This is a genomic window from Amycolatopsis pretoriensis, from assembly GCF_900107925.1.
Taxonomy (GTDB): domain Bacteria; phylum Actinomycetota; class Actinomycetes; order Mycobacteriales; family Pseudonocardiaceae; genus Amycolatopsis; species Amycolatopsis pretoriensis.
In genome coordinates, this window is the sequence record NZ_FNUJ01000012.1 from 259783 (window position 1) to 284838 (window position 25056).

Here is a 25056-nt window from a genome sequence, read left to right on the forward strand (position 1 = left end):
CGCGAAAGCTGGCCACGCCGCCTACGCCATCGCACCCACCGGTGCGTCCGGCGAGGGGCCGGCGCCGGTGGACGACGCTGTTCTGCAGCACCTCGCCGCGGTGTGCGCCCACGCCGTGGAGCCGGCGAACGCCGCGGAGGAGAACCTCAAGTTCGTCGCGGGCATCGTCGCCGGCGGCATCGACCCGGACGACCCGCTCGGCCCACCTGCGATCGACCTGCCGGACGACCCGGTCGAGGGCTACGGTGTGTTCTCCGCCGCCGTCGCCAGCGCGCTCGCCGCCGAGAGCCAGCTCTCTGACACCGCGGCCGGTCCGTACCACCAGCAGTTGCAGGTACTCACAGCCGAGTACCTGGCCGGCCTCACCCCCGAGGAGCTCGAGGCGGCCGCTGCGACGGCCGGGTTCGAGAACCCGGAGCTCGTCGGGTTCACCGGGCACGCGCCCCACCCGCTCGCGGTGTGGCTGGACCCGTCCATGCCTGCCGACGCCGAGGCCAAGAAGAAGATTCAGGCCCTCGCGCAGGCTCGTCACGACGCCTTGTGCGCCGGCCAGGAAATCAACGGCAAGGCACTCGGCCAGTGGGACCTTGCGGCGGCGTCATCTGCGCTGCCGGCGGGGTTCGACAGCTGGCCGGCGACCGAAGCCGACCTCGCCGAGGTCCAGTACGACTTCGACACCGCCGCGACCGTGGTCGCCCACTTCGGCGCGGACGCGAAACCCGAGCAGATCGCCCAGCTGCTGCGCCTGGAAAACCGGATCGCCACCGCACAGAACGTCGAATCGGGCGTCGACTACGGCACCGCCACCGCTGCGGCCCGCCACCACGTCGACGAACTGCTCGGCGCCGTCACCGTCTCCCAGCTCAGCGGTGCCGTGGCAATTGCCAAGGACCACGGCCAGATCACCGACGTTCAGCTGCAGACGCTCGACGCGCATCAGGTCCTGCAGCTGATGCGCGCGTCGACGCCGGCCGTCGAACGCCAGGACATCGCCGACACCGTCGCCGAACGAACGGCGCTGCTGACCAACTCCGCCACCTGCGCCGCCAACGTCAGCGCCGCGCTCGACGCCGGCCCGGTCGACGCGTCGAACGCCGGAGCTCTGGTGCAGGAGCTGCGGGCGATCGCCGAAATCCACACGGCAGCGGCCTCGTGGGACACCTTCACCGCGGCTCCGCTGAACCAGGCGGTGATGCAGGCCGGCCAGGCGAAGGTGCTCGCGTGGGCCGACGAGCTGAAGGTCGGGCCTCTGCGGAAGTTCCTCAGCGACACGGGCGTCACGACCGCAGCGCAAGCCGGCACGGCGACCAAGTCCCAGCTCGGCAAGCTGCTGCATGGCCACCTGAGCAACTCGAGCGCGGTCGTCACCGCGGTCAAGAACGAGCTGCCGCCGCCAAAACCGGCGGTCAAGCCGGTCAAAGCGCCGGCTCCGGAGGCGGCGCCGAGCGCTAAGCCGAGCAGCCGATTCGGGATGCAGCACGCCCAGCTGGTCGCCGCGCTGCAGCAGGCCCAGGCCGCCCACGCCGCCGTCCCGAAGCCGATGGACGCCGCCGCGGTCGCGGCGTGGGACTTCGGATCGGGCACGCCGGCGAACCTCGGCGGCACGCACCCCAAGACCCTCCACACCGGACCCGACGGCAGCACCTGGATCGCGAAACGCGAAGGCAAGCCGCACGCCGGAGCCATCACGCACACCGAGGCCGCCGCGTCTCGGCTCGCCGCGCGGGCCGGGCTTCCCGTCGTTCCGGTCTATGCCACGAAGGTCGACGGCCACCCCGTCAGCGTCCAGCCCTTGCTGGTTGGCGCGAAGCCGATGGCGGGCAGCGCGTCGAGCTGGTCGCAGGCCGACGTCGACGAGATCGTCCGGCTGCACGTCACCAGCTGGGCGCTGGGCAACCACGACGCCCATCACGACAACGTCCTGCGCACCAGCACCGGCGGCCTCGTCCCCATCGACCAGGGCCAGGCCTTCAAGAACTTCGGCCACGACAAGCTGACGCTCGGCTACCGCCCCAGCACCACAGCCGTCTACCACCAGGTCTACGACGCCCACCTCGCCGGCCAGCTCGGCAAGGGCGTGCAGGTGAACCCGGCCGCGGCGCACTCGGTGATCCGCCGGCTCGAAGCCGTCCCCGACGCCGAATGGCGCGCCACCCTGCACACCGTCGCCCACGCCGGCGCCGCGCAGAACCTGACCTGGGTCGCACCGATGCGGGCCCGCGCGGCGAAGACCCACGGCATCGCCGAAACCGCCGTGACGACGAGCCAGATCGCCGAAGCCTTCCTCGACCATGCCGTCGAGCGGAAGAACAACCTGCGGCGCGACTTCGTCGAGTTCTTCACCGGCGACCTGAAGATCGCCTCCGCCGCGGCCCTGCAGCACCTCGGCAAAGGCTGATGGGCACCAACGCCAAGACCACGCACACCCCCTACGCCCTCGCGCCCGCCGGCAGCGAACAGGGCGACGTCAACGCGCCCATCCAGACCGACGTCGACATCGGCGAACCCTCACCGCCGGTCGTCGAGGAACTGCCGCTCGAGCCGGGCCAGCTCCCGGTGACGCCGATTCCGCTGACACCGGACGTCGGGCACGCCTACGGCGAACCCGTCCTCGTGGGCGGCACCGACTTGCTCGCCTCGACCGCCACGCTGGTCAGCTACGTCAGCGATCACGGCCCCCGCACGGTGCTGCACGCCCGCGTCGACGAGGAGGCCGAGGCCAAGCTGCTGGACGCGCTGAACATCAGCCCGGAGATGGTTCCGACGCAGGTCGAGCAGGAGGTCACCGGCCGGCTGCCGATCGATGAGCAGCACAACGTCGCGGAGAAGATCATCACCGCGGCCAAGAGCGTCAACCACCACATCGCCAACGGCTCCCTCACTGCCGCCGGCGCAACACCGGGGACGACGGCGGCGAAGATCGACGCTGCCGAGACCGCCATCGAAGGACTCGCCGAGGACCTCGGCGACGCCTCGCCCGTCGAGCAGGCGATGCTCGACCACTACGTGGCTCAGTTCCAGGCGATCCAGCACGCCGTGGCCTCTGGCGCACCGCTCGACCACGTCACGCCGTTCCTGCACGACGGCACTGCGGTGGTGACTGTCATGGTCCCGGCTCTGCCGTCGGAGGCGTTCGGCGGCGCCGCGGTCGCGGTGCTGCGCGATGCGACGCGGATCAAGCCGACGCTGGACGCCGACACGGGACAGGCCAGCTGGGGCGGCGGGCGCACGACCGGCGTGCTGGGCAAGGAGTACGCGATCGACCTCGGCGACGGCTACCAGGCCGTGTACCGCCCCTACGGTGTCAACGATCCGGCGAAGACCGAGTACAGCCTGCGCGGCCGTCTCGAGATCATCGCGCCGGCGGGGGAGGGCCATGGGCCTGACGTCGTCCGCCGGCTCGGTCAGCTGAACCTCGCCAACCGGCCGATGACGCGCGATGAAGGCGAGTACAGCTACCTCGCTGCCAATGTCACCGCGCAAGACCTTGGCGCGCGTGCCGAGGTTGCGGCCGCGCAGGTCACCGGAGACCACCTGGAGGAGATGGTCCGGCAGGAGATCTTCCACGAACGCGCTCACCAGGCGGTTGGCATAAGCGACGTTCAGCTGGCCAAGTTCGCCAAGGACATTCAGCTCGAGGCGCACACTCGCGCGTTGCCGGCGAAGGTGCAGGTTCTGCGCGACGCGGTCGCCACGGCCACCGGGTTCGCCGACGGCGCCGCGCTCGCGTCGAGTCCGGGCTACGACCCGGCGCCACGGCGCTCGGCCGGCTGGCTCTCCTGGACGCGTTTCGACGTCGGCAACGCCACGGACAAGCTCAAAGCCGCGACTGCCGGCCGGTCGCTGACCCATTCGACATCCTTTACCGGCTTGAAGGCGATGCTCGCCACCGGAGTCCTGGCCTCCACCGAGCGCCGGGCGACGATGGGAACCGGCACGGGCATCGGGAAGAGCGAGAGTGCGGACAAGCTCACCGGCGGCGCCAGCTCGGTGTTTCTGCGTATGCGGCAGAGCTCCTCGCTCGAGAACTCGCCTACGCTGGTCTGGGACGAGCCAGGGCGGCTCCTGAGCCGCGCCGACTACTACGGCGCCAACGCCGACACCTTCGGCGTGATCAACCCGGCCAAGGCCAGCGAATACGCCAAAGCGCCGATGACCCGGAATCCGTTCAAAATCGCGAAGTTCAGCAACGCCAGCAACGAGGTCATGTTCGCCGACGGCATCGACTTGCTCGGTGCCGAAGGCCCCAGCCGCATCCTGTGCAAGAACTCCGATCAGCGCAACGAGATCACGGCGCTCCTGCACGCCAAAGGCGTCACAAATATCGCCGGGAAACCGATCGAGGAGGTCGTTACGACATGAAGTACCTGACTGACGACGAGTTCTGGACCACGCTCACCGGCCTTCTCGCCGGCCGCGGGCAAAACGCCGACGATGATCTGCCCGGCGCCGAACTCGTCGTCCTAGACGATGAGCGCGAGGTTTTCCGCGCCGCGCTCGCGCGGCATGCTCGGCGTGACCACGGTGATCCAGCGGTCATCTGGATCCGCCCGCTTATCGCACCTGCGGCCTCGCGCGACGGGCTGCCGGCCTTTGACCCGGCGGTCCTGCGCCGCCGCGCGCTTCACGTCGCCGATGCTCGGATCGAGGGAGGCAGTCTCGCGCTCGATCTGGCCAGCGGCCAGCACGCGCGGATCGAACCCGCACGTGACGACTGCCTCGCTCGGCTGCAGGACTTCGACACCTGGATGACCACCCTCGCCGTCGAGCAGCGCACCGACCTGGAGGAGCTCGAGCACGACTGAATTCTGGCGCTGCGGCGGCGACGTGTCTTCACCGAACGAGGCGGTGAGGCCGATGCGAGAAGTCACGGAGACACTCAGGGCTGTCGAGTGGGTAACCCATCACGACGAGGCCCACGGCCACTTGCTCATCCGGGCCGGGACCCTCAACGAGATCATCCGCCGCGCCCAGGCCACACCGGGTACCGGGCAGGCGCGCCTGAAGATTCATCCGGGTTGGTGGCGCATCGAACGCTGCCGGTGTCGGCAGACCCTGGCCAGCTCGAACCACCCAGCCTGGCACTACCAGCCGGCAACGGCCGCGGCTGACGGTGCGTGGCGCGGTGCCGAAGTCCGGCTGGTTCTCTCTTGCCCCGGACGAGCCTGAATCAGCGGGCCTCGACCCCAGCCCTGTCTTCGTCGCATCGACGGTCCACCAGTGGGAGGCAAGCGTGAACGAGTACACCGAGGACGACCTCGGCAACGCCGCTACCTGCGCGGCCCAAAGCTACGACCTCGACCAGGACGAGGCACGCAGCCTGGTCGACCTGGTCGCCGGAGCGCTCGCGGACGGCGGCGACGCGATCGACGACGCCGCGTGGGACGTGCAGGACCGCGACGCGCGCATCGACGGCCAGGACTTCGTCGAGGACGTCGCGACGAACCTCGGCTACGACTTCCCGTGACTGCGAGCTTGGACGACGGCGCCGAGAACTACCTGGTGCTGCAACGGAAGGGACAGCTGTTTCCCGCGGTCACACTAGCCGCCTATCGGCTGCATCGCCACGCTGTCTGGCGTGACCGGGCCGCGGTCGATCCGACCATGGCACTGAACGCACTGGAGGACGTCGTCGTCCAGGCCACCTTCTTCGGCGACGAGAAGCTCAACGTCATGCTCGAAAACCTGCTCACGACAGCCAAGTCCTTTGTGGATGCGGTCCGGGTGATTCAGGTCTCCAGCCGCCCGGGTTTCGGGGATACCGTGCAGGAACCTCACCGTGGTGACGACGACGCGGCCCGGCGGAAGCTCCAGAACACGATCGAAGGCTTCGTGACCATCGCACGTGCCGATCTGCGCATCGAGGGCCGTTGGCGATCAGCGCTCAGTGATCCGTTAGCGATGTGACGATTGTGGACTTGCCTGTTCAATCGCGTCAGCGCTTGAGTGGCGTGTCGACGAGGTTGACCTTCTTGGAGATCTGGACCGGCGCGTCGGCAGGCCCCCGCCAGTGCCCGGCCACGGGCGTGAGCTTCCGCAGCTGCCGACCCGGTCCGTAAGCCTGCCGCCGGAAAAACGGAGCGACCGGGAACCGCACGCTCACAGTGCGGCCCGACGGTTCATTCCTTCGCTCGGACTTCGACGACGTCCGGTGCCGCACCGACACGACGCGCACCGGCGACGTCGTGTGCCCCGCACGTTCGGCGCGAACGCGCTGGGTGCGGGGCAGGTGTTCTTCCGTCGTGTCGGTCAACGTGTTGGGACTGCAGAAGATCCAACCCGCATGGACGGTTTGCAGCCAGGTGAGCGTAGTTTCGGCGGCCGCGATCTTGCTCGGGTCGATCGATCGGACGCGTGGCAGCGACGTGTCGATCGTCGGCGCGGTCGCGCCCCACGGCAGGTAGATTTCGTTGTCCCACGTCAGTTCGGCGTGTTGACGCCGGGCCGAGATCTCGGCCTCGCGCTCGGTGGCGCCGGCTTCGCGGGCCAGCCTCTTGTTCGCCGCGAAGTCCGTGACACTCCAGAAGCTCAACCACAGCCCGCCGGTCTCGCTGGTCAGCAGTTCGGTTCCGCCCCAGGACACCCCGACGATGTCGATCCGCTTGCCGTCCGTTTCCCGGATGTACTCGGCCATCGGCTCAGCGAACAGCATGAAGCCGGTCTGCGCGGGAAGGTCGTGCGGCTGGATCTCCCACTTGTCCTGCAGGCTCGGCGCCGCTTGGCGGACGAGCTTCGTGATGTCGGCGGTCACGTAGAACAGTTGCGCGTCGCGGAGCCGCCGATGCTCATCGGCCAGCAGGAGCACGGCTCCGGTTTCCGGATCGGCGTCCGGTCGGAGGGTGCCTCGCCCCTGTCGTAGCGCTTTCGCGGTGAACAGGTGGGCGTATTCGGTTTGCAGATAGTCGGCGAGGTGCTCGCGCAGAGCGGGCAGCTCCCGCGGCGCGGGTGGGCGCCACCGGCGCGGCTCGGGATTCGGTGTCATCGCAGCCTCCGTCAAAAACCTTGTGCACTCAGTGTTCGAGGTTTACGGTAGATAAACCGTGAGCACTAAGTCAACAGGGATTTGTTGGAGGACGCGATGAACCACCGAGCCGGCGCGACCGGAGCGGGAAACCCGATCAACGCCGAGTGTCACGCCTTGAAGATCGCCGTCGAGGTAGCGCGGGCATGGCACAAGGGCGGCGGCCCCGACCGGCCGGAGGTGCCGCTGGGGGTTGTCGCCACACTGGCGCTCGCAGGCCTGACCGCACACCGGAAAGCGGACGTCGCAGACTGGGTTCGAGGCCGGTCGCCAGCCGATTTCCTCCGCTTGGCCCGCTGGGTGTGGCGAGCGGTGCTGGCGCAGCGACCGGACGTTCTGCGCATGGCCGCGCCCATCGTGGGCTGGCTCCACGGGGAGGGCGAGCAGCTGGCCGGCCGCATCAAAAGCACCGCCGACGCCGCCCTCGCGGCAGGACAACTCGACCTGACCGGTGGCGACCGCCGGTTCGACGCCGATCTGCTCGGGCCGGTGCTCGGCGCACTGCGGTCCCCGGCGGCCACGAAAGTCGACGCCCAGATGTACACCCCAGGAGACGTCGCCCTCGCCCTGACCTCGGTCATGCTCGGTGACGTCAAGCAGGGCCAGGTCTTCGTCGACGACACGGTCGGCACCGGCGGCCTTTTCCGTGCGGCAGCGCAGGTGGTCCGCGATCGTGGCTTGGACCCGACGGCCTTGACTTGGTACGGCGCCGACGTCGACGAGCTGGCGGTCGCGGCCGCCGCGGTCAACAGCGTGCTCTGGCAGCTTGGCACGAACGTCGTTCTCTACGTCGGCGACCCGCTTGCCGAACCGGACTGGTCGGAAGCCGCCGCGCAGCAGAAGGTGCAGTTCCAGCGGGAGGTCCACGCTTTGCGGGGCGTGCTGGCGGCGCTGGACTTGGAGAACACGCCGAGGTAAGTGCCCAGGTCACGGCGGCAGTCCCTGCTAGGTTCGCCGGGTGGGCGACGGCCAGCGCAAGATCACGGACGGTCCTCCGGCGGACCCGGACACGACCTACCGCTACGTCGACATGGTCGAAATCGCCGGCTGGTTCGGCATCACCCACCGCGCGGTCGCCAACTGGCGCTCTCGGTACGCCGACACCCACCCTTTTCCCGAGCCCGACGTCATCGTCGGCCGCACCCCAGGCTGGTCGCAGGAACGCAAGTCCGAGATCGAGACGTGGGCGGCCGGCCGCCCCGGCCCAGGAGCTGGTGGCGGGCGGCCTCGGAAGTTGTGAGCTCACGCTGACCTGGCCCGTGACGAGCGGATCAGCTGCCGGCGAGCAGCTTGCCGATCCGCGTTGATGCCTTCCGCCAGGTCGTCGTCGCCCAGGGGCATAGGACAGGCGGAGGTAGCCAGGACCCCCGAAAGCCTCACCGGGGACCACGGCCACCTCCGCGGCCTCCAGCAACACGGCCGCCAGCTCGGCGGTGGTACCCGGGCGCCTGCCGTCGATTTGTCGGCCCAAGACGTCCTTCGCCGACACGTCGACGTAGAAGGCGCCGTCCGGCTCGGCGCACCGGAGGCCGTCGATTTCGCCGAGCATCCGGATCATCGTGCGGCGGCGCCGGTCGAAAGCCGCACGCATGCGCCGGATCTCCTTCGTTCCGCCGGACAGCGCCGCCAACGCGGCGATCTGAGCGACGTTGCCGACGTTGGACGTGAGGTGGGGATTGCAGTTTCGTCATCGCCGCGGTCACGTCGGCGGGAGCGAGAGTCCAGCCCACCCGCCAGCCGGTCATCGCGTAGGCCTTGGCGACGCCGTTGACGGCGACGCACCGCTTGCAGGACGAGGTTCGCGTTCACTTCATCGTCAGCTGGCCAGCACCTGCGGGGACAGGATCTTCAGCATGGCGTTCGCCCACTTCAGCTGCCTCAGCGTCTGCGGGTGGCAGCGGCCGGCGAGGTCCAGCAGATCCGGGTCCTTGACGGCCTGCGCGCCCTGGGCCAGCAGCTCCCAATCGAGCGAGACTCCGGCGGCCTGGCGGTGCAACCGCCGGAGGTCGGCGAGCAGCAGCACGCCGGGCTCCGGACGGCGTCCGCTCAGCTCCGCGACCGTCGCGCGGATCGCCTCCACCGGCTTCGACGGCGCCGGGACGTCCCCGGAAAGGTGTACGTCGTACGAGCGGGCGGCGTCGGCCAGCGCGCGGACGTGGTCCTGCGACCATCGGGCCAGATCGTGGGCGACGTGGTGCACCTCGTGCTCGACAGCGTGCCGGTCGGCGACTTTGACCAGGTCTTTCGCCAGCGACGTCTCCGACCGGTGCAGTTCGCGGATCGCCAGGCCGAGCTTCATCGGGCCGCTCCCGTCTCGAGGTTTTCGGCGACGCGGGTGTCACCGCCGGGCGCCGGCTCCGCGCTGCCGGGGCCGGGATCGGCGCGGCGGATCGCGGCCGCGGCGGTCTTGAACAGCGGCTGCTTGGACACCGGGTCCCAGTCGGTCGGGGTGAGCTCGTTCGCGGCTCGGTCCCCGCGGCGGCCGCTGGGGTCGTCCGTGTCGAAGTAGCCGTAATGGAACGGGATGAACAGGACACCTTGCCGGATTCCGCCGACCCGGACCCGGGCGCGGACCTCACCTCGCGGGGTGGTGATCGCCGCCCAGTCACCCTCGTGCAGATCGAGCCGCTTCGCGTCGACGTCGGACACCTCGACCCAGGATTCCGGGGCTGCGGCTTGCAGCTGGGGTGCGCGGGCGGTCTTGGTCCGGGTGTGGAAGTGGTAGACGGTCCGGCCGGTGATCAACGCGAACGGGTATTCGGCGCCGGGCGGCTCGTGCGGCGGCAGATATTCGGCCGCCTTGATCATCGCCTTGCCATCCGGATTCAGCGCCTGGTACTCGGTCGGCTCCATCGGTGCGCCGGTGACCAAGTCGCGGCCGTAGCTTTCGCAATACTCCGGCTGCGCGAAGAACTTCCCGTCGGCGTAGAGCCGTTCGGTGCCATCGGGGTTCTCCTCGTTGCACGGCCACTGGATCCCGCTGACAGCTCGAAGCTTCGCGTAGCTGAGCCCGGTGTAGTCGCACGGCCGTCCCGCCGACGCACGCTTCCACGCCTCGAACGCCGACTCGGCGTCGTGCCACTGCGGAAGCGGCGCGCCGTCCTTGTCGCGGAAGTTCATGCGGCGGGCGTAGTCGAGCAGGATGTCCAGGTCAGACCGTGCTTGCCCGGGCGGTTCGACGGCCTTCTCCGACAGGTGCACCGTGCGGTCGGCGTTGGTGAAGGTGCCGATCTTCTCGCCCCAGATCGCCGCCGGCAGCACGACGTCGGCGAGTTCGGCGGTTTCGGTGCGGAAAGCGTCCTGCACAACGAGGAACAGCCGCTCCTGCGTCAGGATCGAGCGGATCCGCCGGAGCTCCGGCAGTGAGACCGCGGGGTTGGTGGCCGACACCCACAGGAATCGCAGCGTGCCGTTTTCGGCGTAGCGCAGCATCTGCATCAAGTGCGTCGGCGGCCCGTAGTGCGGGATCTCGCTCTGCTCGACGTTCCACAGCTCGGCCAGCTCGGCGACGTGCGCGTCGTTCGCCCAGTTGCGGAATCCCGTGAGGTCACCGTCGGCTCCGCACTCCCGGGTGTTCTCCGCGGTCGGCTGGCCGTTCATCTGCAGGACGCCGGCGCCCGGCTTGCCCAGCATGCCGCGCAGCAGAACGAGGTTGTTGACCTGCACGGACGCCGCACCGGCCTGGTGGGACTGGTAGAAGCCCTGCAAGACGGTGCACAGCAGCCGTTCGGCGGATCCGAGAAGCTCGGCGGCCTCGGTGATTTCGCGTGGTTCGAGCCCGCAGATCCCGGCGACCCGGTCCGGTGGGAAGCCGGCGACCAGTTTTTCCAGCTCCGCGAAGCCGACGGTGTGGCGGTCGACGTAGTCGTGGTCGACCCGGTCGTGGGCGATGACCTCGTGCAGGAGGCCGTTCATCAGCGCGAGGTTCGTGCCGGGCAGCGGCGCGAGGTGGACGGTGGCCGCGCGGGCGACCGGGGTGTCACGCGGGTCGACGCACAGGATCGCCGGCGGGTTGGGGCCGGCGAGCCGGTCGAGCATGCGGGCCCAGAGCACCGACTGCGTTTCCGCGACGTTGTGCCCGAAGAGAGCGATGACGTCGGCGTGATCGATGTCCGAATAGGACCCCGGCTGGCCGTCGCAGCCGAAGGACTCCTTCAGCGCGGCGGCCGCGGTCGCCGTACAGAGCCGGGTGTTGCCGTCGAGGTGGTTCGTGCCGATCCCGGCGTGGGCGATCGTCGCGAGGGTGTAGTACTCCTCGGCGAACAGCTGCCCGCTCGTGTAGAAGCCGAGCGCGCTGGGGCCCTGCGCGTCGAGGAGGTCCTTGCTGTGCTTCACGACCAGGGCCATCGCCTCATCCCAGCTCGCCTCGACGAGTTCCCCGTCCCGCCGGATCAGCGGCGTGGTCAACCGGTCGGGTGAAGCGTTGGCCTGCCAGCCGAAGAGGTCCTTGGGGTCCAGGCGGCCGCGGTTGACGCGGTCGTCGGCGCGGCCGCGCACGCCGACGATCGATCCGTCCTTGACCGCGAGGTCGAGACCGTCGCCGTTGGAGTGCAGCACGGCGGCGGTGCGCACCCAGCGGTCGACATCGGCGGCCGTCAACCCGTTGGCGAGGTGGCTGTCCACGCGCACCGGCCACGGCTCGCCCGGTCCGTAGGGCGTCCGGGTGCCCCAAGGTTGGTCGATGCCGTCCCGGTACGCCATAGCCAGCCTCCCGATCGATCACTCGGTTCGGCTTACCCGGCAGAACCCGGTGCAAACACTGACATTTGCTGAACGCAAATGTTTCCCTGGGCACGTCGGCTTTCGGCGCGGTGGGCGAACGTCGCGTGAGGATGTTCCAACGCCCGGTTACCGGCGGTCGACGTCGAGTTGTGAGTAACCGCCGACCGTCGCGGTGATGCGAATCACAGCTTTGGACGTTTGGTTTGGTGAGCACTGGGTCGCCTTCTGAGGCCGGGGATTCTGCCCAGCCGAGGACCCGGAGGTAGCGGTGGCGGACGGCAATCCAGTGCGGCCGCAGGACTTGTTACGCGTCACCGTTCTTCGACCCGCCGACCTGGCCGGCTCGACGGTGCTGGAAGTCTCCGGAGAGGTCGACCTGCACAGCGCTTCAGTGCTGGATGACGCGATCTCCGGAGCGCTCGCCGATGATCCGGCGCTGCTGATCATCGATTTGACCGCGGTGACCTTCTTGGCTTCCATCGGGATCACGGCTTTGATCAACGCGAGGCGCACCGCGAGTTTCGGTACGAGTGTCCGGGTGGTGACCCCCGACCGCAGTGTGGTGGCCCGCGCTCTTGAGCTGACCGGGCTGCGGGAGGTGCTGGCCGTCGTCCCCCTCCGCGCCGACGCATTCAGCCGGTAGCGCTCCGGACATGGTCAGGGGCCGCCTCGCAGAGGATCTCTCGCCCAGACCGTTCTCCCGTAACACACGGTCGAAGACCGGCGGTCTCTGAACGCAACCATCTTCGGTTAGGCGCCTGCGTCCCGGGTAGTTCTCGGCGAACAAGGCCGCCCTCGTGTCCGGGGGCATGACCTGCTCGAGAACGCTTACGTGCATGCCAGCAGCACGTGGCCGGCGCCGAGGTGCTGGGCAGCATCGCGTACGGGGTGGCGGTGCTGGACTGGTGGTGGTCCGCGGCCACGACTCGTGCGGCGCGGTGGGCGCCGCGTCTGCTGGCGCATCGCGTTTTGCCGTCAAACGACTTCGCCATTCACCGAATGCGCCCCCGGTCCTGGTGGTGAACCGGAATTCGATGGTCACCGGCAGGGTCTCGAGGTCGAGAGCCTGCGGCGGGCGTTGTCAGTTCCCAGTGTGGGGCGACGACTGACGGCCTGTGCTGATTCTGCTGAGTGGTCGAGTGGGGCGGTTGCTGGATGACCCGAGATGCCCGATCCGGAGGGCGTCGGACGTGGGGTGTGGCGCGGCTCGCACGCGCAATCGCTCGTTCACCGGTCGATTTCGTGGCAAACCTGCGGCGGTGATCAGCTGGGAGTACAGCGGCCACATCGGACACAACAGGCCGATCGGATCCTGATCGGCATGGCGACCGAACTCACCGGAGGACTGTGAACGGCGCGGCCAGGGAGTCTGGCGGCGGCGCAAGGCCAGCCGGTGCGACCCCGCCGGCCCAGGTTTTAGAGCCGGCGGGGTCTAGGTCCGCGCGGATCTCGTACGAGTCGATCAGACCTAGCCCACCGTTACCCGGTCGGGGCGCGTCGAAACCTTCCGCTCTCGTCGAGCAGCGGTGCGGGCGGCTAAGTTGTTTTCGGCGATGGTTGAGCAGGCAGCCGTCCTCCGCGCAACATCAGGGAGAACGGCATGACCGATGAGCACGATTGGCAGCTTGACAGACGAGCGTTCACCTCGGATGCCAACCGGGCCCAGCCTGGGCCGGGACTGCTGGCCGAGCAGTTCGGCCAGCTGACGGCCACGTTGCTGGCCGCTCCGTCGGTCGAGGACGTACTTCAGCGCGTGCTCGATGCCGCGACCGTGATGGTTCCGGCTGCCGATCTGGCAAGCTTCACCTTGCTCGACGACGACGGCGGCTTCCATACGCCGGCGGCAACCGGCGACATCGCCACCGATCTGGACCTGCTGCAGTATCGGTTCCGCGAAGGCCCGTGCGTCGAAGCCGCCGTCCCCAGCGGCCCCGCCGTAGCCCTGTGCCCCGACTTGGCCGACGAGCCACGCTGGCCGCATTGGGCGCCGGCCGCGGTGGACCTCGGTGTCCGGTCCGTTCTCGCCACCGCCCTGATCCCCGGGTCGCCGGCCGGACGCTCCATCGGCGCCCTCAACGTCTTCTCCCGCTCCGCCAACGGGCTGGACCAGGCCGATCGTGACGTCTTGCTGCTGCTGGCGACTCACGCGTCGCTGGCCTTGGCCACGACCGACGCCGTGACGCGTGCCGAACTTCAAGCTGCGCATCTGCTCAAGGCGATCGAGAGTCGGGATGTGATCGGCCAGGCCAAGGGCATCATCATGGCCCGCCGCGGCGTTTCGGCCGAGGAAGCGTTCGACGTGCTGCGGCGCACATCTCAGGACCTGAACGTCAAGCTCGCCGAGGTCGCTTCGGCGCTCGCCACCCGGCACACCGAAGTCGACTTGCCGGCCCACTGACGCAGCCGCCGCACCGAACTACGCGCGGACCCCGCGGTTTTACTCCTCGCTCCGAGGTGATCACTCGGCGACCTACCCTGTCGCCCGCCGAGGAAGCACATCCGCAGCCACGGACGTGACCGCCGGGCCGTGGCCGACCGGCGTAGTCGTACCCCGCCTAGTCCGTCCCGCGAACTTGGCCACCGGCTTTTGCCCCGGTCGCGTCGGCTGTTCAGGATGTGGCGATGGCGATCAGGCCGCCGATGCCTGCCGCGTAGAGCACGAGGACGATCAGCGAGTCGACGCCGACGCCTGCGATGCGACGGTGGGGGCGGAACAACAGCCCTGCGGCGTAGACGAGGGTGAGCAGCGCGGCCAGCGCGGTGAGGTAGATATCGGTGTTCTCCGCGTGCGGCAGGATCGCCTGACCCGACACCAGGGTCCCCACCAGGAACAGCACCGGAAGGAAGGCGTTGCCACCGAAGATGTCGCTCACCGCGAGCTGGTAGTCCCCGTTGCGGACCGAGTTGATCCCGGTCGAGACCTCCGGCAGAGACGTGGCGGCGGCGAGGACGGTGGCGCCGAACAGCACCCCGGACAGGCCGATGTGGTCGGCGATCACGTCGCCGCTGCGCTCAAGGAACACCCCGGCGACCAGCGTGACCAACGCGGCGACGCCGAAGAACACCGCGGACTTGGCCGTGCTGGTGCCCTTACGGGTTGCCTGCTGTTCGACGTGGTGACGGCGATGGCCGCGGGGCCGCTCCTGCCCGTCGGGGGCGTCGCCGTCTTCGTGCCACGGCAGTGACCGCCCGGCTCGCTGCAGCAACAGCAACCCGACCACCCACAGCACGGCGATCAGCACGGGCGCGGGTGTCAGCCGCCACACGATGAGGGACGCGGGCAGTTGGGTGCCGGCGATGACGACGGCGAGCACGGCCACGACCAGCGCCCCTTCGAGCACCAGCACGAGCGAGGCGGCCCGGTAGGTCAGCGGCTTACCGCCGCGGACGCCGAAACCGTCGAGCACGACCAGGACGACGGTCTGGATGGCGATGCCGCCGAGGATGTTGCCCACGGCGACGCCGACGTTGCCCGCTGCCGACGCGGAGACGACGATCGCGATCTCCGGCAGGTTCGTCGCCACGGCCAGCAGGACCAAGCCGCCGAGCGCCGAGCCCAGATGCAGCCGGGTGGCCAGCACGTCGGTCTGGTTGGACAGCGAAATGCCGGCGACCCAGATCGCCGCGGCCGCCACCACGAAGATCAGGATCAGCACCGCCAGCGGCAAAGATGACACTCACTGACCTCCACCACGTCACCGAGGCGACCCCTGCAGGCTCGCCCGCCCAGCCCATCGAGCACGCGGCAACGGGTTACCCGCCGATCCATCTACCAACCGAAAGTGATCTCGGAGCTGTTCCAGCTCGATGTCGGCCCGCCGTTCAACGCTCCTACTGGAGAAGAAGGCGGATTGCCGTTGGTCGCCGGGCACCCTTGAAGCGATCTTGTGCGCGCTCGGGACTCCACCCATCCGGGCGGTAACGCGCGACGAATCCCCCGAGATACCCGAGAAGACAGCTGCGCAGCTCGCGACCCTCTGCGTCTCGCTCAGAGACGCAGAGGGATGCTCGGCGGAACAGGACGGGCACATGAGCAAGGTTGCCGATCCCCATGAGGATCCCACCACCATCGATCCCCGACCGGTACCGGCCACCGATGTGCTGAACCTGCGCGGCGCGGGAGACCTCACCGACACCCACGCCGCAAAGGAGATCGTCGCCCCGGCGTACGCGGCAGATCCCGCCACCGCCCTCGTCCTGGACCTGACCACGGTGACTTACCTGACCATGGAAGCGGTCATCCCGTTCGTCACCCTGGCCCGCCGGTGCGCTGCCCGGGGAACGTCGCTGCGTGTCCTGGCTTCCGAGCCGGTCCGGCGCAAGCTGACGAGTCTCGGCCTGCACTCCGCCTTCGCGCTGAAACAACCACGCGCCGAGTCCTGACCCTCGAGCTGAGCAGCGTTCCGTTTGAGGTGTCGTCACACCTGCCTCGCCCGTGCATCCCGCGATGTCGGGACGGTGGTCACTGAGAACTTGAGGGTGGCCGGACAGCTGGATGCTCAACTAACCGGCCACAGAGAGTGCTCTACCCGTCGACGAATCGTTCAACCACCGTATCGGTCACGCATCGTTACCTGTGGTCAACGTTGGCCTGGGTGCCTTCAGAACGATGCAGATACGCTCGGCGCGGAGGAGATACACTCGCCTGACGAAGTGTCGAGTCGCGGTGCCGGGCGCGATCAAGTGCGCTGGAATGAGCACATGACGTCGTGGAGATCCCCGGACAACCCGGCCGACGAGATGGCCCAGCTGCGGGACGCCCTGGATACGCAGCCGGTCATCGAGCAAGCCAAAGGGATGCTGATGCTGGTGCGCGGCTGGACCGCCGAGACCGCGTTCGCCGCGCTGCGCACCATCTCCCAGCGCACCAACGTCAAACTGCACGACGTCGCCGCGGTCGTGGTCGCCGCCGGCAGCCACACCGAAGCCGCCACCGGGGGCACGGAGACCTCCGTCGTGGTCCTCGACCAGCTGCGGCAGCACGTGCTCGGGTCGGCCTTCGACACCCCCGTACAGGACAGTGAGCCCGACGCCGGTTGAGCAGGCGGCCGGCTGGGCAGTAGGTGTCTGGCCCGGTCGGTGTCCTGCGCGCCGTTCGGGCCGCGGCGCTTCACCGCCGCATCCGGCTTCGGCCGGGCGTACGCGGTGCGACGTCGCGGTTGAGACCACCAGCCGCCACCGAACCGGCGTTCGGCCTGCCCACCGGCAGCCCGGCACCGCGGGGAGGCACGGTGCCGCCGGCTTCCCGCGTCGACGAGAGGCCACCACATGCCCGCCACCGCCACCCCCGGCAGCCGCCGCGACATCGACACTCTCCCCGTGGCGCGTACCCGTTTCACCGTGACCACGACGGCCGACGCGGCCACGGTCGCGGTCACCGGCGACCTCGACCTGTCGAGCACGGCTCGCCTGCAGGAACGCCTCGACGAGGAAATTTCGCTGCGGCCCGCCGCCCTGATCATCGACCTCACCGCGGTCGGGTTCTGCTCCTCCGGCGGCCTCTCGGTCCTGGTCACCGCCGTCACGAACGCTCATGCCGGCGGGATCGCCTGCGCGGTCATCGCCAGTCAGCGCGCCGTGGTCCGCCCCATCAAGCTCCTGCTCCTCGATCGCGTCCTGCCGGTCCACCCCGACCGGGCCGACGCCGAGGAGTGGTTGTCGCTGGTCGCGCGGCTGCGCTGAGCGAAGCACCGTGCGCCGCAGCAGCGGCGCGACGGCTTACCCGCTTACGAAGTTGCTCCGTAAGCAGCAGAGATCATGGTTTAGCTCGTCCGTACTTCGGGTACACGCGGCATCCGCACCGACGTGGTGCCGCCCTGGTGGGTGTGCCCGGAGAAGGGAACGGCTGATGTCCAGGAGAGCGGGAACGAGCCGGTGAACGACGACGTCGCCGACGCCATCCAAACGACGACGCCCCGCAGCTGACCCTGAGCCAGGAAACATCCTCGGGAGCGCTGGCGCTGGCCGTGGCGGGCGAAGTCGATCTGCTCACCGCCGATCAGCTGACCGACGGAGTCACCGCCGCACTCGCGCAGCGGCCCGCCGTGCTCGTGATCGACCTAACCGCAGTGACCTTTCTCGACTCCTCCGGCCTGTCGGTGCTGGCCCAAGCCCACGCCGCCGGCGGGCAGAACACCACGGTGCGGGTCGTCACGATCCCCGACAGCCTCGCCCACCGCGCCATCACCCTGACCGGGATGGACAACCTCGTCCCGATCTTCACCAAACGCGCGGACGCGCTCGCCGCAGATCCCATGCGATGACCTGCTCCGCCGACAGCCCAGCCGGCGACACCGCCACCGCACCGGACCTGCTACACGAGGAAGTGCCTGCCGAACCGGCTCAGATCAGCCCGCTGCGCGACCTGCTCGCCGGCTGGGCCGCCGGCACCGGCCTGCTTCCGGAACGAGTGCAAGATCTGCTGCTCGCGGTCTACGAAGCGATGGCCAACGTCGTCGTCCACGCCTATCCAAGTCGCCTCGGCACCTTCACCCTGCACGCCCGCCACGTCGGCGACGCCGTGACCGTCACCATCCGCGATACCGGCCAGTGGCAACCGGTTCCCCGCTCCACCCTCCTGGGCGGCCGCGGGTTGCCGCTGATCCACACCCTGGCCGACCAAGCCCTGGTCGAGACGAGCATCGCCGGCACCACCGTCACCATGACCTGGACGTGCGGCAGCCTGCCTGCAACGCCCGCTACCGAGTCTGCATCTGGGTAGGCCGCCAAGCTAGTCGGCGACGATGTGGGCGCGGAGCTGTTCGAGGGTCTTGGCCAGCAGCCGGGAGACATGCATCTGAGACACCCCGATCCGCCGGGCGATCTGACCTTGGGTGAGTTCGTCGACGAACCGCATCGTGACGATCGCGCGTTCCCGGGCCGGCAACGTCGCCAACGCAGCCTGCAGCGCGACGTGGTTGTCGAACCGAGCGAACCCGGATTCCTCGACCGCGAGCTGGTCGGCGACCGTGACCGTATCCTCGGCACCGCGCACGGGCGCGTCGATCGAATGCGCGCGGTAAGCCTCGGCGGCGAGCAGCCCTTCGCGCACGGTGTCGATGTCCATCTCCAGGTGCGCCGCCAGCTCGCTCGGCGTGGGTGCTCGATCCAGGTCGCGCGCGAGCGTGTCGGTCGCTTTGCTGAGTTTCTGCTGCAGGTCCTTCAAGGAGCGAGGGACGCGCATCGACCAGCCGGTGTCTCGGAAGTGGCGGCGAACTTCGCCCATGATGGTCGGCACGGCGAAGGACAGGAAGTCGGTGCCCTGCTCGGGGTCGTAACGGTCGACGGCGCGGATCAGGCCGGTTCTCGCGACTTGCAGCAGGTCGTCGAACGGTTCGCCGCGGCCGCTGAAGCGCCGGGCGATGTGTTCGGCCACCGGGAGGTGCTCGATGATCAACCGCGCCCGCAGTTCGCCGGTCCTGGTGTCCGCGTCGTCGAGCCGGCTCCGTTCGGCGAACAGGGGAGCGCAGTGGGCGTACTCGTCGAAACGACGCTGGGACGGCAGGGCGGGTGTCGCGGCGGGCGGATTTCGTTCGGGCGCTTGGACAACCATGCGCGCCGGATACCCAACAGCTGTCAGAATCACACGAACGGCTAGACCTTCGCGCAGGATTTCTGCTCTAAAAGGAAAGTTGAGTACGTTTGCCGCCGAAACCGGCTTCGCCATCGGCCAACCGATAGGACACGCCGGGACGCGAAAGCGGGCGACTGCCGCAGACCATGCCGCAGCATGTGGCGGTTTGTCCGATCCGGCTTCGCTTCGGAACGCGAGGGTGCTGCATCGCTTGCTCGACGGTTGTAGGGTCAGGGGCAGCGGTTCAGTCCAGTAGCCGCATCGCACCTCGTCAGCCCGGTGACCCGGGTGGCGTGGGGCCCTGAACTGGAGCGGCGGCAGTGGGGTCTCACAGTTGGTTCGAGGAGGCCATGCACATGTCGTCGCCCGTGCCCCGGCCGCGCGATCCGCGGCGCCGGCCACCGGCGTCGTTCGCGGTGGCCCGGACATCGCAGGCGAGCGTGGTCGCCGCGTCCGGCGAGCTGGATTTGACCGTCACCGCTCAGTTCGCCGCCCTGCTCGCCACGGAGCTGCACCGGCGACCACCGGCGCTGATTTGCGACACCTCGGCGGTCGAGTTCTGCGCCGCTCGAATCTTGACCATCCTGATCGACACCATCACTGACTCGGCCGTGGCGTGGGTGCCGTTCGCCGTAGCCGGCCGCTCACGTGCACTACTGCGGCCGATCACCGCGCTCGACTTGGAGCGCGTTCTCCCTGTGCACAACAGTGTCGCCGAAGCTCTGAACCGGATGACGCTGTCAGCTGATCCTTCGAGCCTGGATTCTCCGCGGTAACTCCCTGCCTGGACCGGCGGTCATGGCGCTGCGTCCTCGCCGGCGAAACGTCCCCATACGACCTTGCCGTCATCATGGTGGCTGACACCCCACTCGGCGCACACTGCGTCGACCAGCGGCAGGCCACGGCCACCTGCACAGTCGGGGACCCGCAGCAGAGGTTCGCCAGTCCCGCGATCGGCGACGGCCACCATCACCTCGTCAGGATCCCCGTGGCGACGGAGCAACTCGCCGACGACCAGCACCGCGTCGACCTTGACGGTTTCACCGAGCGTGTCCAGTTGCGCTGCGGCCCATTGTCGGGCGACCGCCAGGCAGGAGACGTCGGCACCGGACATGTCGAGGACGTGCCAGTTCTGCGGGGCGCTTTCGACCCAGCTCACGCGCACGCGTGACTCCTTCCGACGTGTCGATCGAGCCCACCTCGGCACCGCCACTCGATCCGGGCTACCCCAAGAGCACCGGCTTACCCCTGTAGACCGTTGCCCACCGTGCTCAAGCCTGCATCCGCACCGCCTGCGGTCGGGCCGGCGACCCCTCGACCAGGTGACCACCGCGGCGGCACGGGAACGAATCGCGGTGCGGGAATGGCATCATGGACGCGCTCAGCGTCGAGCGCCCGGTCTCCCAAGGAAACCAGCGAGAGGCTATCGCCGAGTGATCAAGATTTGCCAAGGCCGCGACGGAAACGGCGCGAAACGCATCGTCTTCAGCCTGCCCGCCCACGAGCCCCCCGGCCGCGTCAGCGTGGTCGGATCGTTCAACAACTGGACACCGGGCCAGCATCGCCTGCAACCCCACACCACCGGGCGCCGGTCTGCCACCGTGGAGGTCGCCGCCGGCATCACGGTGCAATTCCGCTACCTGGCGGAAAACGGCTACTGGTTCGACGACCCCGACGATCCGGACGTGCTCGCTCGGCCCGACGACACCTCGGCGTAGCGGCCTTCGCCGTGCCGGTTTGGCGTTTGAACACCCGCGAAACGAATCCGTGCACAGAGGTAATTACGTTTTCAGAGCCTCTACTGCCCGACGTCGACTGTGACGCTGCCGCCCAGCAGCTTGACCGCAATCCCAGTGCTTGTCAGCCTCCCGAGCCAGCGGCGCACGGCGAGGTCGGCCGCTCCAGCCGGATCTGCGAACCGATGACACCGGGAACCACGATTCGGCGGCGTTGCTGAGCGGTACAGTCCCGGCGGTACTACGGTAAGCCGATGATCGGCCGGGGTGCGAAGATCACGCTGTGGTGTGGCGCGGCCCTAGTCGTCCTTGCCGGCATTGCGATACCGGTCATACTGCCCACATCGGACAGTGGGTACACCGATACCGCGCTCTCGGCGGCGGACGAGGCTCTGGCGCAGGTGCGCACCACGCAGTTCATGGTCGACGCCGACATCGACGGGAAGATGCTGTCCCCGTACCGGGCGGCCGTCGTGTGGCAGGCGCGCGACAGCTTGGCCACGGCGCAAAGTGACTTCACCGGCGAAGAAATCCCGGACGCAGCCGCCGAGACCGTCCACAACGAACTGGCACCGTTGCTGGCCGACGCCGGCGGGGAAATCGCCGCGGTGGGTGCGGCCGTGGACGCGGGCCGCAGCGTCGAAACCGGTCTCTCCGAGCGGATGCGCCATACCGGTGACCTGCTGGCCGAATTCCTGGAGCGGCACCGGTGAAGAAATTCCTCGCTGTCACCCTCGGGATCCTGACCGCGATCGGCGGGTTCGTCGACATCGGTGATCTGGTCGCGAACTCCCAGACCGGCGCCCGGTTCGGGATGCGGCTGGCGTGGGTCGTGGTCGTCGGCATCGTCGGCATCTGCGTGTACGCCGACATGGCCGGGCGGATCGCCGCGGTGAGCGGCCGTCCGGTGTTCGACCTGATCCGCGAGCGCCTCGGCCCGCGGATCGCGTTGGTGAACCTCGCCGGGTCCTACCTGGTCACGATGCTGACGCTGGGCGCGGAGATCGGCGGTGTCGCGCTCGCCCTGCACCTGGCGACGAGCGTGCACTACCTGCTGTGGGTGCCGGTGGTGGCCGTCGTGCTGTGGGTGGTGCTGTGGCGGACCAAGTTCGAGACGCTCGAGCGTGTGTTCGGGCTGCTCGGGCTGGCACTGATCGTGTTCGTCGTCGCCTTGTTCACGTTGTCGGTGCCGTGGCCGGACCTGCTCGGGCAGATCGGCTCCGGGCCGCCGTCGACGGAGAACTGGGCGACCTACGGCTATTTCGCGGTCGCGCTCTTCGCCGCGGCGATGACGCCGTATGAGGTGTTCTTCTTCTCTTCCGGCGGTGTCGAGGAGAAGTGGACCCGCAAGGACCTCGGTACCGAACGCGTCAACGTCTTCGTCGGGTTCCCGCTCGGCGGGCTGCTGTCGCTGGCGATCATGGCGTGCGCTGCGGTGGTGTTCGAGCCGGCGTCGGTGAAGGTCGACGCCATCACGCAGACGACGTTGCCGGTGGGGATGGCGTTGGGCAAGCTCGGGCTGGCGGTGGTGATCCTCGGGGTGTTCGCCGCGACGTTCGGCGCCGCGCTGGAGACCGGCCTGTCCTCGGGATACACCGTCGCGCAGTACTTCGGGTGGGAATGGGGCAAGCGGGTCGCCCCGCGCCGGGCCGCCCGGTTCCACACCGTCGTCCTCGTCAGCGTCGCCCTCGGTGCGGCGCTGCTGCTTACGACCATCGACCCGGTGCAGCTCACCGAGTACACGCTGCTGCTGTCGGCGGTCGTGCTGCCGTTGACGTACCTGCCGATCCTCGTCGTCGCCAACGACCGTGCCTACCTCGGCGACCAAATCAACGGCAAGATCCGCAACGCGCTGGGCATCATTTACCTCGTTGTCATCCTGATCGCGGCGATCGCCGCGATCCCCTTGATGATCATCACCGGAGCCGGCCAATGACCCCGTTGCGTGTCGACTTCCACCTGTTGGACCGGCAGATCGTCGACCTGGCCGGCCGCAAGGTCGGCAAGGTCGACGACGTCGAACTGGAGACCGGGGACGACGGGCAGTTGCGGGTGACCGCCTTGCTGGCCGGCCAGATCGCGCTCGGGCGGCGGATCGGCGGTGGCTTCGGTCGGTGGCTCGCCGCCGTGGCCGGGCGGTTGCGGACCGAGGAGACACCGGCGCCGTTGCGGATCCCGTTCGACCACGTCGCCGACGTCAGCAGTCACATCACCCTGTCCCTGCGGGTCGAGGTGCTGGACGAGCCGCCGCTGGAGACCTGGCTGCGGGAGCACGTGATCGGCCGGATCCCGGGAGCCCGCGATGCGCGCCAGTGATCTCCTGGGCACCGACGCCTACGACGTGGACGGCCGCTACCTGGGCCGCATCGCCGACCTGCTCACCGAGCCGGGCCCGGACGGCACACCGGTAGTCCGCGCCGCCTTGGTCGCGCCGAGACGTCGCGTCCGGCTGCTCGGCTACGAACGTGACGAGCTGCGGCGCCCGTGGCTCATCGATCGGATCGCGCGGTGGCTCCACCGCGACGTCCGCGAGATCCCGTGGACGTCGGTGCGCTTGGCAAAGCTGCCGGGAACTGACTGAATCAGCCAGCCGGTCACGCCGCGCTACTGCAGTATCCGCTGTTCGCCGCCGGGCTGGGCGCCCCGCTCGGCGCGGAGCGGTCAATGCGGTGGGTTCGGAACCGGTGCGCAACGCCGCATCCACCCGCGTCCTGGCGAGCGTTCTCGGGCGAGAGGCGTTGCCCGCGTTGCCGGTGGCTCCTCGGCGCCAACGGGAGCCTCGAGCTCGCGTTGGCCCGTCAGCGTCGAACCGGGACGGTTGATCCGAGCCGAGCACGAGTTCCGCCACCGCCGACTGGCCGGCGCGCTGGGGCACCTGCTTGGCACCGAGGTGGCGCCACCGATCAGTGGAAAGCCGGCGCGACGATTTCGCCGATGGCTCGCGCACCGTCCGCGTATCCGGTGCCTGCCGTGGCTACCTGTTCGAGAGCGAACGTGCGCGGCTGCCGAGCCGGGACGGCTTCGCGGTCAGTTCGTCCAGCGCTTCCGGCAAGGTGGCCGGACGGGCGGCGGAACCCCTGGCCGGTGGCCAGCCCGGCCCCAGCAGCAGCACCCGGGCGCCGTTGATCTCCGGAACCAGCTCGCGCGGCCGGCTGGCCCACACGGCCACCGCTGCGGTCTTCGTGCGGGTGACCGCGTCTTCCAGCGCGACCACCGGAAGCGACGCTCCGAGGAAGAGTGCTGCTCGGCCGCGTTCGGCCAAGGCCGCGCGCAGGGCCTCCAGCGGCAGCGTGTGGCGTTCGCCGTCGGCGCAGGCGAGCAGCACCGGGGGTGCGGCGTCGGCGGGCGGCGGGATCCGGTGCAGCGCGGCGGCGATCACCCAGGACAGCGCGTGCACGAGATCGATGCACCGGTCGGCCTCGGTGTCGCTGAGAGCCGTGAGCGCCGGCCGGCAGAGCTGGTCCCACGTCGTGATGACGTCGTGCGCGGTCAGGTGCGCGTCGAGAAGCGCGGTCGCCGTATCCATTTTCAACCGGCGAACAGCCGCCAGGAGGGTGGCGACGTCCGTCGAACCGCCGTCGTGGAATGCTCGCTTCGCCGCGCTGTCCGCGCTGCACCCCTGGTCGATCAGGTGCTTCATGCGGAGCAGGGCGTCGACGTCGGCGCGGCCGTACCGGCGGTGGCTGCCCGTCTGGGGAGTCGACAGCGGCAGGTCGTAGCGGCGGTGCCAGGCGCGCAGCGTCGACGGCGGCAGGCCGAGCATGCGCGCGACCGCCCCCGCCGTCCAGGTGACGGCGGGGGCGGCAGTAGTGCTCATCGGCCCATTGTGAACCTTGTTCGCCGAATCGTCAGGTCCCGGGCCGCTCGACATCGCCGCGCCACGCGCCGGTTTCGCGGCCGCCGCGCTCTTCGATGAAGGTCTTGAAGCGGCCCAGGTCGCCCTTGACCCGGCGGTCGAGGACGCCGAGCTTGTCGGCCACGTTCTCGACGAAGCCCTCGGGGTC

27 protein-coding genes and 2 pseudogenes are annotated in these 25056 nt (G+C 69.1%); 20 read left to right on the forward strand and 9 right to left on the reverse strand.

Annotation, left to right across the window (positions count from 1 at the left end; all coding sequences use genetic code 11):
* Window positions 1-67: 67 nt before the first annotated feature.
* The 5 genes from BLV96_RS42060 (at window position 68) to BLV96_RS42085 (ending at window position 5907) form a co-directional block, all read left to right on the forward strand.
* Window positions 68-2398, forward strand: coding sequence for a hypothetical protein (locus tag BLV96_RS42060; RefSeq protein ID WP_086676702.1), 2331 nt, complete (start codon window positions 68-70; stop codon window positions 2396-2398).
* Window positions 2398-4362 carry a hypothetical protein gene (locus BLV96_RS42065; RefSeq protein ID WP_086676671.1) on the forward strand — a complete coding sequence of 655 codons (1965 nt, stop codon included), beginning with the start codon at window positions 2398-2400 and terminating at the stop codon, window positions 4360-4362. Before BLV96_RS42060 ends, BLV96_RS42065 begins: the two co-directional genes overlap by 1 nt.
* On the forward strand, window positions 4359-4805 hold the full coding sequence (locus BLV96_RS42070; RefSeq protein ID WP_086676672.1) for a hypothetical protein: 447 nt from the start codon (window positions 4359-4361) through the stop codon (window positions 4803-4805). The genes BLV96_RS42065 and BLV96_RS42070 overlap by 4 nt, the downstream gene beginning before the upstream one ends.
* Before the next feature lie 428 nt (window positions 4806-5233).
* Complete coding sequence (locus BLV96_RS42080) at window positions 5234-5467, forward strand: hypothetical protein (protein ID WP_086676674.1); 234 nt, start codon at window positions 5234-5236, stop codon at window positions 5465-5467.
* An 8-nt stretch (window positions 5468-5475) separates the two neighbouring features.
* A complete protein-coding gene (locus tag BLV96_RS42085) occupies window positions 5476-5907 on the forward strand; it encodes a hypothetical protein (RefSeq protein WP_244180892.1) in 432 nt (143 codons plus the stop codon).
* 28 nt (window positions 5908-5935) lie between these two features.
* On the opposite strand, the gene BLV96_RS42090 is transcribed toward BLV96_RS42085, so the two are convergent.
* Entirely contained in the window at window positions 5936-6982 is a 1047-nt protein-coding gene (locus BLV96_RS42090; protein WP_244180893.1) for a hypothetical protein, read from the reverse strand.
* 156 nt (window positions 6983-7138) lie between these two features.
* Here BLV96_RS42090 and BLV96_RS42095 point away from each other — a divergent pair, with 156 nt between their 5' ends.
* Together BLV96_RS42095 and BLV96_RS42100 are read left to right on the forward strand one after the other, a co-directional pair.
* Entirely contained in the window at window positions 7139-7939 is an 801-nt protein-coding gene (locus BLV96_RS42095) for an N-6 DNA methylase (protein ID WP_244180894.1), read from the forward strand.
* Window positions 7940-7979: 40 nt separating this feature from the next.
* Entirely contained in the window at window positions 7980-8261 is a 282-nt protein-coding gene (locus BLV96_RS42100) for a hypothetical protein (RefSeq protein WP_086676677.1), read from the forward strand.
* 156 nt (window positions 8262-8417) lie between these two features.
* Here BLV96_RS42100 and BLV96_RS51365 read toward each other — a convergent pair.
* The 3 genes and pseudogenes from BLV96_RS51365 to BLV96_RS42115 all read right to left on the reverse strand — a co-directional run.
* Window positions 8418-8651, reverse strand: a pseudogene (locus tag BLV96_RS51365) (aspartate aminotransferase); the annotation flags it as partial.
* Window positions 8652-8837: 186 nt separating this feature from the next.
* Window positions 8838-9320, reverse strand: a complete 483-nt coding sequence (locus BLV96_RS42110) for a hypothetical protein (protein ID WP_086676678.1) — start codon at window positions 9318-9320, stop codon at window positions 8838-8840.
* Window positions 9317-11722 carry a molybdopterin oxidoreductase family protein gene (locus tag BLV96_RS42115; protein WP_086676679.1) on the reverse strand — a complete coding sequence of 802 codons (2406 nt, stop codon included), beginning with the start codon at window positions 11720-11722 and terminating at the stop codon, window positions 9317-9319. The genes BLV96_RS42110 and BLV96_RS42115 overlap by 4 nt, the downstream gene beginning before the upstream one ends.
* A 289-nt stretch (window positions 11723-12011) precedes the next feature.
* Between BLV96_RS42115 and BLV96_RS42120 the strand changes: the two genes are divergently transcribed.
* Together BLV96_RS42120 and BLV96_RS42125 are read left to right on the forward strand one after the other, a co-directional pair.
* Complete coding sequence (locus BLV96_RS42120; protein WP_086676680.1) at window positions 12012-12386, forward strand: STAS domain-containing protein; 375 nt, start codon at window positions 12012-12014, stop codon at window positions 12384-12386.
* A 957-nt stretch (window positions 12387-13343) separates the two neighbouring features.
* Window positions 13344-14141: a GAF and ANTAR domain-containing protein gene (locus tag BLV96_RS42125; protein WP_086676681.1), complete on the forward strand. Its 798-nt coding sequence runs from the start codon at window positions 13344-13346 to the stop codon at window positions 14139-14141.
* A gap of 211 nt (window positions 14142-14352) precedes the next feature.
* On the opposite strand, the gene BLV96_RS42130 is transcribed toward BLV96_RS42125, so the two are convergent.
* The gene (locus tag BLV96_RS42130) at window positions 14353-15420 is read right to left on the reverse strand and encodes a sodium:calcium antiporter (protein WP_086676682.1); all 1068 of its coding nucleotides are present in this window, start codon (window positions 15418-15420) and stop codon (window positions 14353-14355) included.
* 352 nt (window positions 15421-15772) lie between these two features.
* Between BLV96_RS42130 and BLV96_RS42135 the strand changes: the two genes are divergently transcribed.
* From BLV96_RS42135 to BLV96_RS42155, 5 genes are all read left to right on the forward strand, one after another.
* Window positions 15773-16126: an STAS domain-containing protein gene (locus tag BLV96_RS42135; protein ID WP_143051107.1), complete on the forward strand. Its 354-nt coding sequence runs from the start codon at window positions 15773-15775 to the stop codon at window positions 16124-16126.
* Between the two features lie 318 nt (window positions 16127-16444).
* Entirely contained in the window at window positions 16445-16783 is a 339-nt protein-coding gene (locus tag BLV96_RS42140) for an ANTAR domain-containing protein (RefSeq protein ID WP_086676684.1), read from the forward strand.
* A gap of 279 nt (window positions 16784-17062) precedes the next feature.
* Window positions 17063-17425 (forward strand): STAS domain-containing protein, encoded by a 363-nt coding sequence (locus tag BLV96_RS42145; RefSeq protein WP_244180895.1) that lies wholly within the window; start codon window positions 17063-17065, stop codon window positions 17423-17425.
* A gap of 245 nt (window positions 17426-17670) precedes the next feature.
* Window positions 17671-18006 carry an STAS domain-containing protein gene (locus BLV96_RS42150; protein ID WP_279627572.1) on the forward strand — a complete coding sequence of 112 codons (336 nt, stop codon included), beginning with the start codon at window positions 17671-17673 and terminating at the stop codon, window positions 18004-18006.
* The gene (locus tag BLV96_RS42155) at window positions 18003-18464 is read left to right on the forward strand and encodes an ATP-binding protein (protein WP_086676687.1); all 462 of its coding nucleotides are present in this window, start codon (window positions 18003-18005) and stop codon (window positions 18462-18464) included. Before BLV96_RS42150 ends, BLV96_RS42155 begins: the two co-directional genes overlap by 4 nt.
* A 9-nt stretch (window positions 18465-18473) precedes the next feature.
* On the opposite strand, the gene BLV96_RS42160 is transcribed toward BLV96_RS42155, so the two are convergent.
* Window positions 18474-19295 (reverse strand): SigB/SigF/SigG family RNA polymerase sigma factor, encoded by an 822-nt coding sequence (locus tag BLV96_RS42160; RefSeq protein ID WP_086676688.1) that lies wholly within the window; start codon window positions 19293-19295, stop codon window positions 18474-18476.
* Window positions 19296-19672: 377 nt separating this feature from the next.
* On the opposite strand from BLV96_RS42160, the gene BLV96_RS42165 reads away from it, so the two are divergent.
* The gene (locus tag BLV96_RS42165; RefSeq protein WP_086676689.1) at window positions 19673-20092 is read left to right on the forward strand and encodes an STAS domain-containing protein; all 420 of its coding nucleotides are present in this window, start codon (window positions 19673-19675) and stop codon (window positions 20090-20092) included.
* Window positions 20093-20112: 20 nt separating this feature from the next.
* Here BLV96_RS42165 and BLV96_RS42170 read toward each other — a convergent pair whose 3' ends face one another.
* Window positions 20113-20481: an ATP-binding protein gene (locus BLV96_RS42170; RefSeq protein ID WP_086676690.1), complete on the reverse strand. Its 369-nt coding sequence runs from the start codon at window positions 20479-20481 to the stop codon at window positions 20113-20115.
* 268 nt (window positions 20482-20749) lie between these two features.
* Between BLV96_RS42170 and BLV96_RS42175 the strand changes: the two genes are divergently transcribed.
* The 5 genes from BLV96_RS42175 (at window position 20750) to BLV96_RS42195 (ending at window position 23633) form a co-directional block, all read left to right on the forward strand.
* A complete protein-coding gene (locus BLV96_RS42175) occupies window positions 20750-21034 on the forward strand; it encodes an early set domain-containing protein (RefSeq protein WP_086676691.1) in 285 nt (94 codons plus the stop codon).
* Between the two features lie 272 nt (window positions 21035-21306).
* A complete protein-coding gene (locus tag BLV96_RS42180) occupies window positions 21307-21765 on the forward strand; it encodes a hypothetical protein (RefSeq protein WP_143051108.1) in 459 nt (152 codons plus the stop codon).
* A complete protein-coding gene (locus tag BLV96_RS42185) occupies window positions 21762-22988 on the forward strand; it encodes an NRAMP family divalent metal transporter (RefSeq protein ID WP_086676693.1) in 1227 nt (408 codons plus the stop codon). Before BLV96_RS42180 ends, BLV96_RS42185 begins: the two co-directional genes overlap by 4 nt.
* The gene (locus tag BLV96_RS42190) at window positions 22985-23368 is read left to right on the forward strand and encodes a hypothetical protein (RefSeq protein WP_086676694.1); all 384 of its coding nucleotides are present in this window, start codon (window positions 22985-22987) and stop codon (window positions 23366-23368) included. Before BLV96_RS42185 ends, BLV96_RS42190 begins: the two co-directional genes overlap by 4 nt.
* Complete coding sequence (locus BLV96_RS42195; RefSeq protein WP_086676695.1) at window positions 23355-23633, forward strand: PRC-barrel domain-containing protein; 279 nt, start codon at window positions 23355-23357, stop codon at window positions 23631-23633. Before BLV96_RS42190 ends, BLV96_RS42195 begins: the two co-directional genes overlap by 14 nt.
* Window positions 23634-24026: 393 nt before the next feature.
* Here BLV96_RS42195 and BLV96_RS42200 read toward each other — a convergent pair whose 3' ends face one another.
* Complete coding sequence (locus BLV96_RS42200; RefSeq protein WP_086676696.1) at window positions 24027-24869, reverse strand: MerR family transcriptional regulator; 843 nt, start codon at window positions 24867-24869, stop codon at window positions 24027-24029.
* A 31-nt stretch (window positions 24870-24900) separates the two neighbouring features.
* Window positions 24901-25056, reverse strand: a pseudogene (locus BLV96_RS51035) (SRPBCC family protein); the annotation flags it as partial.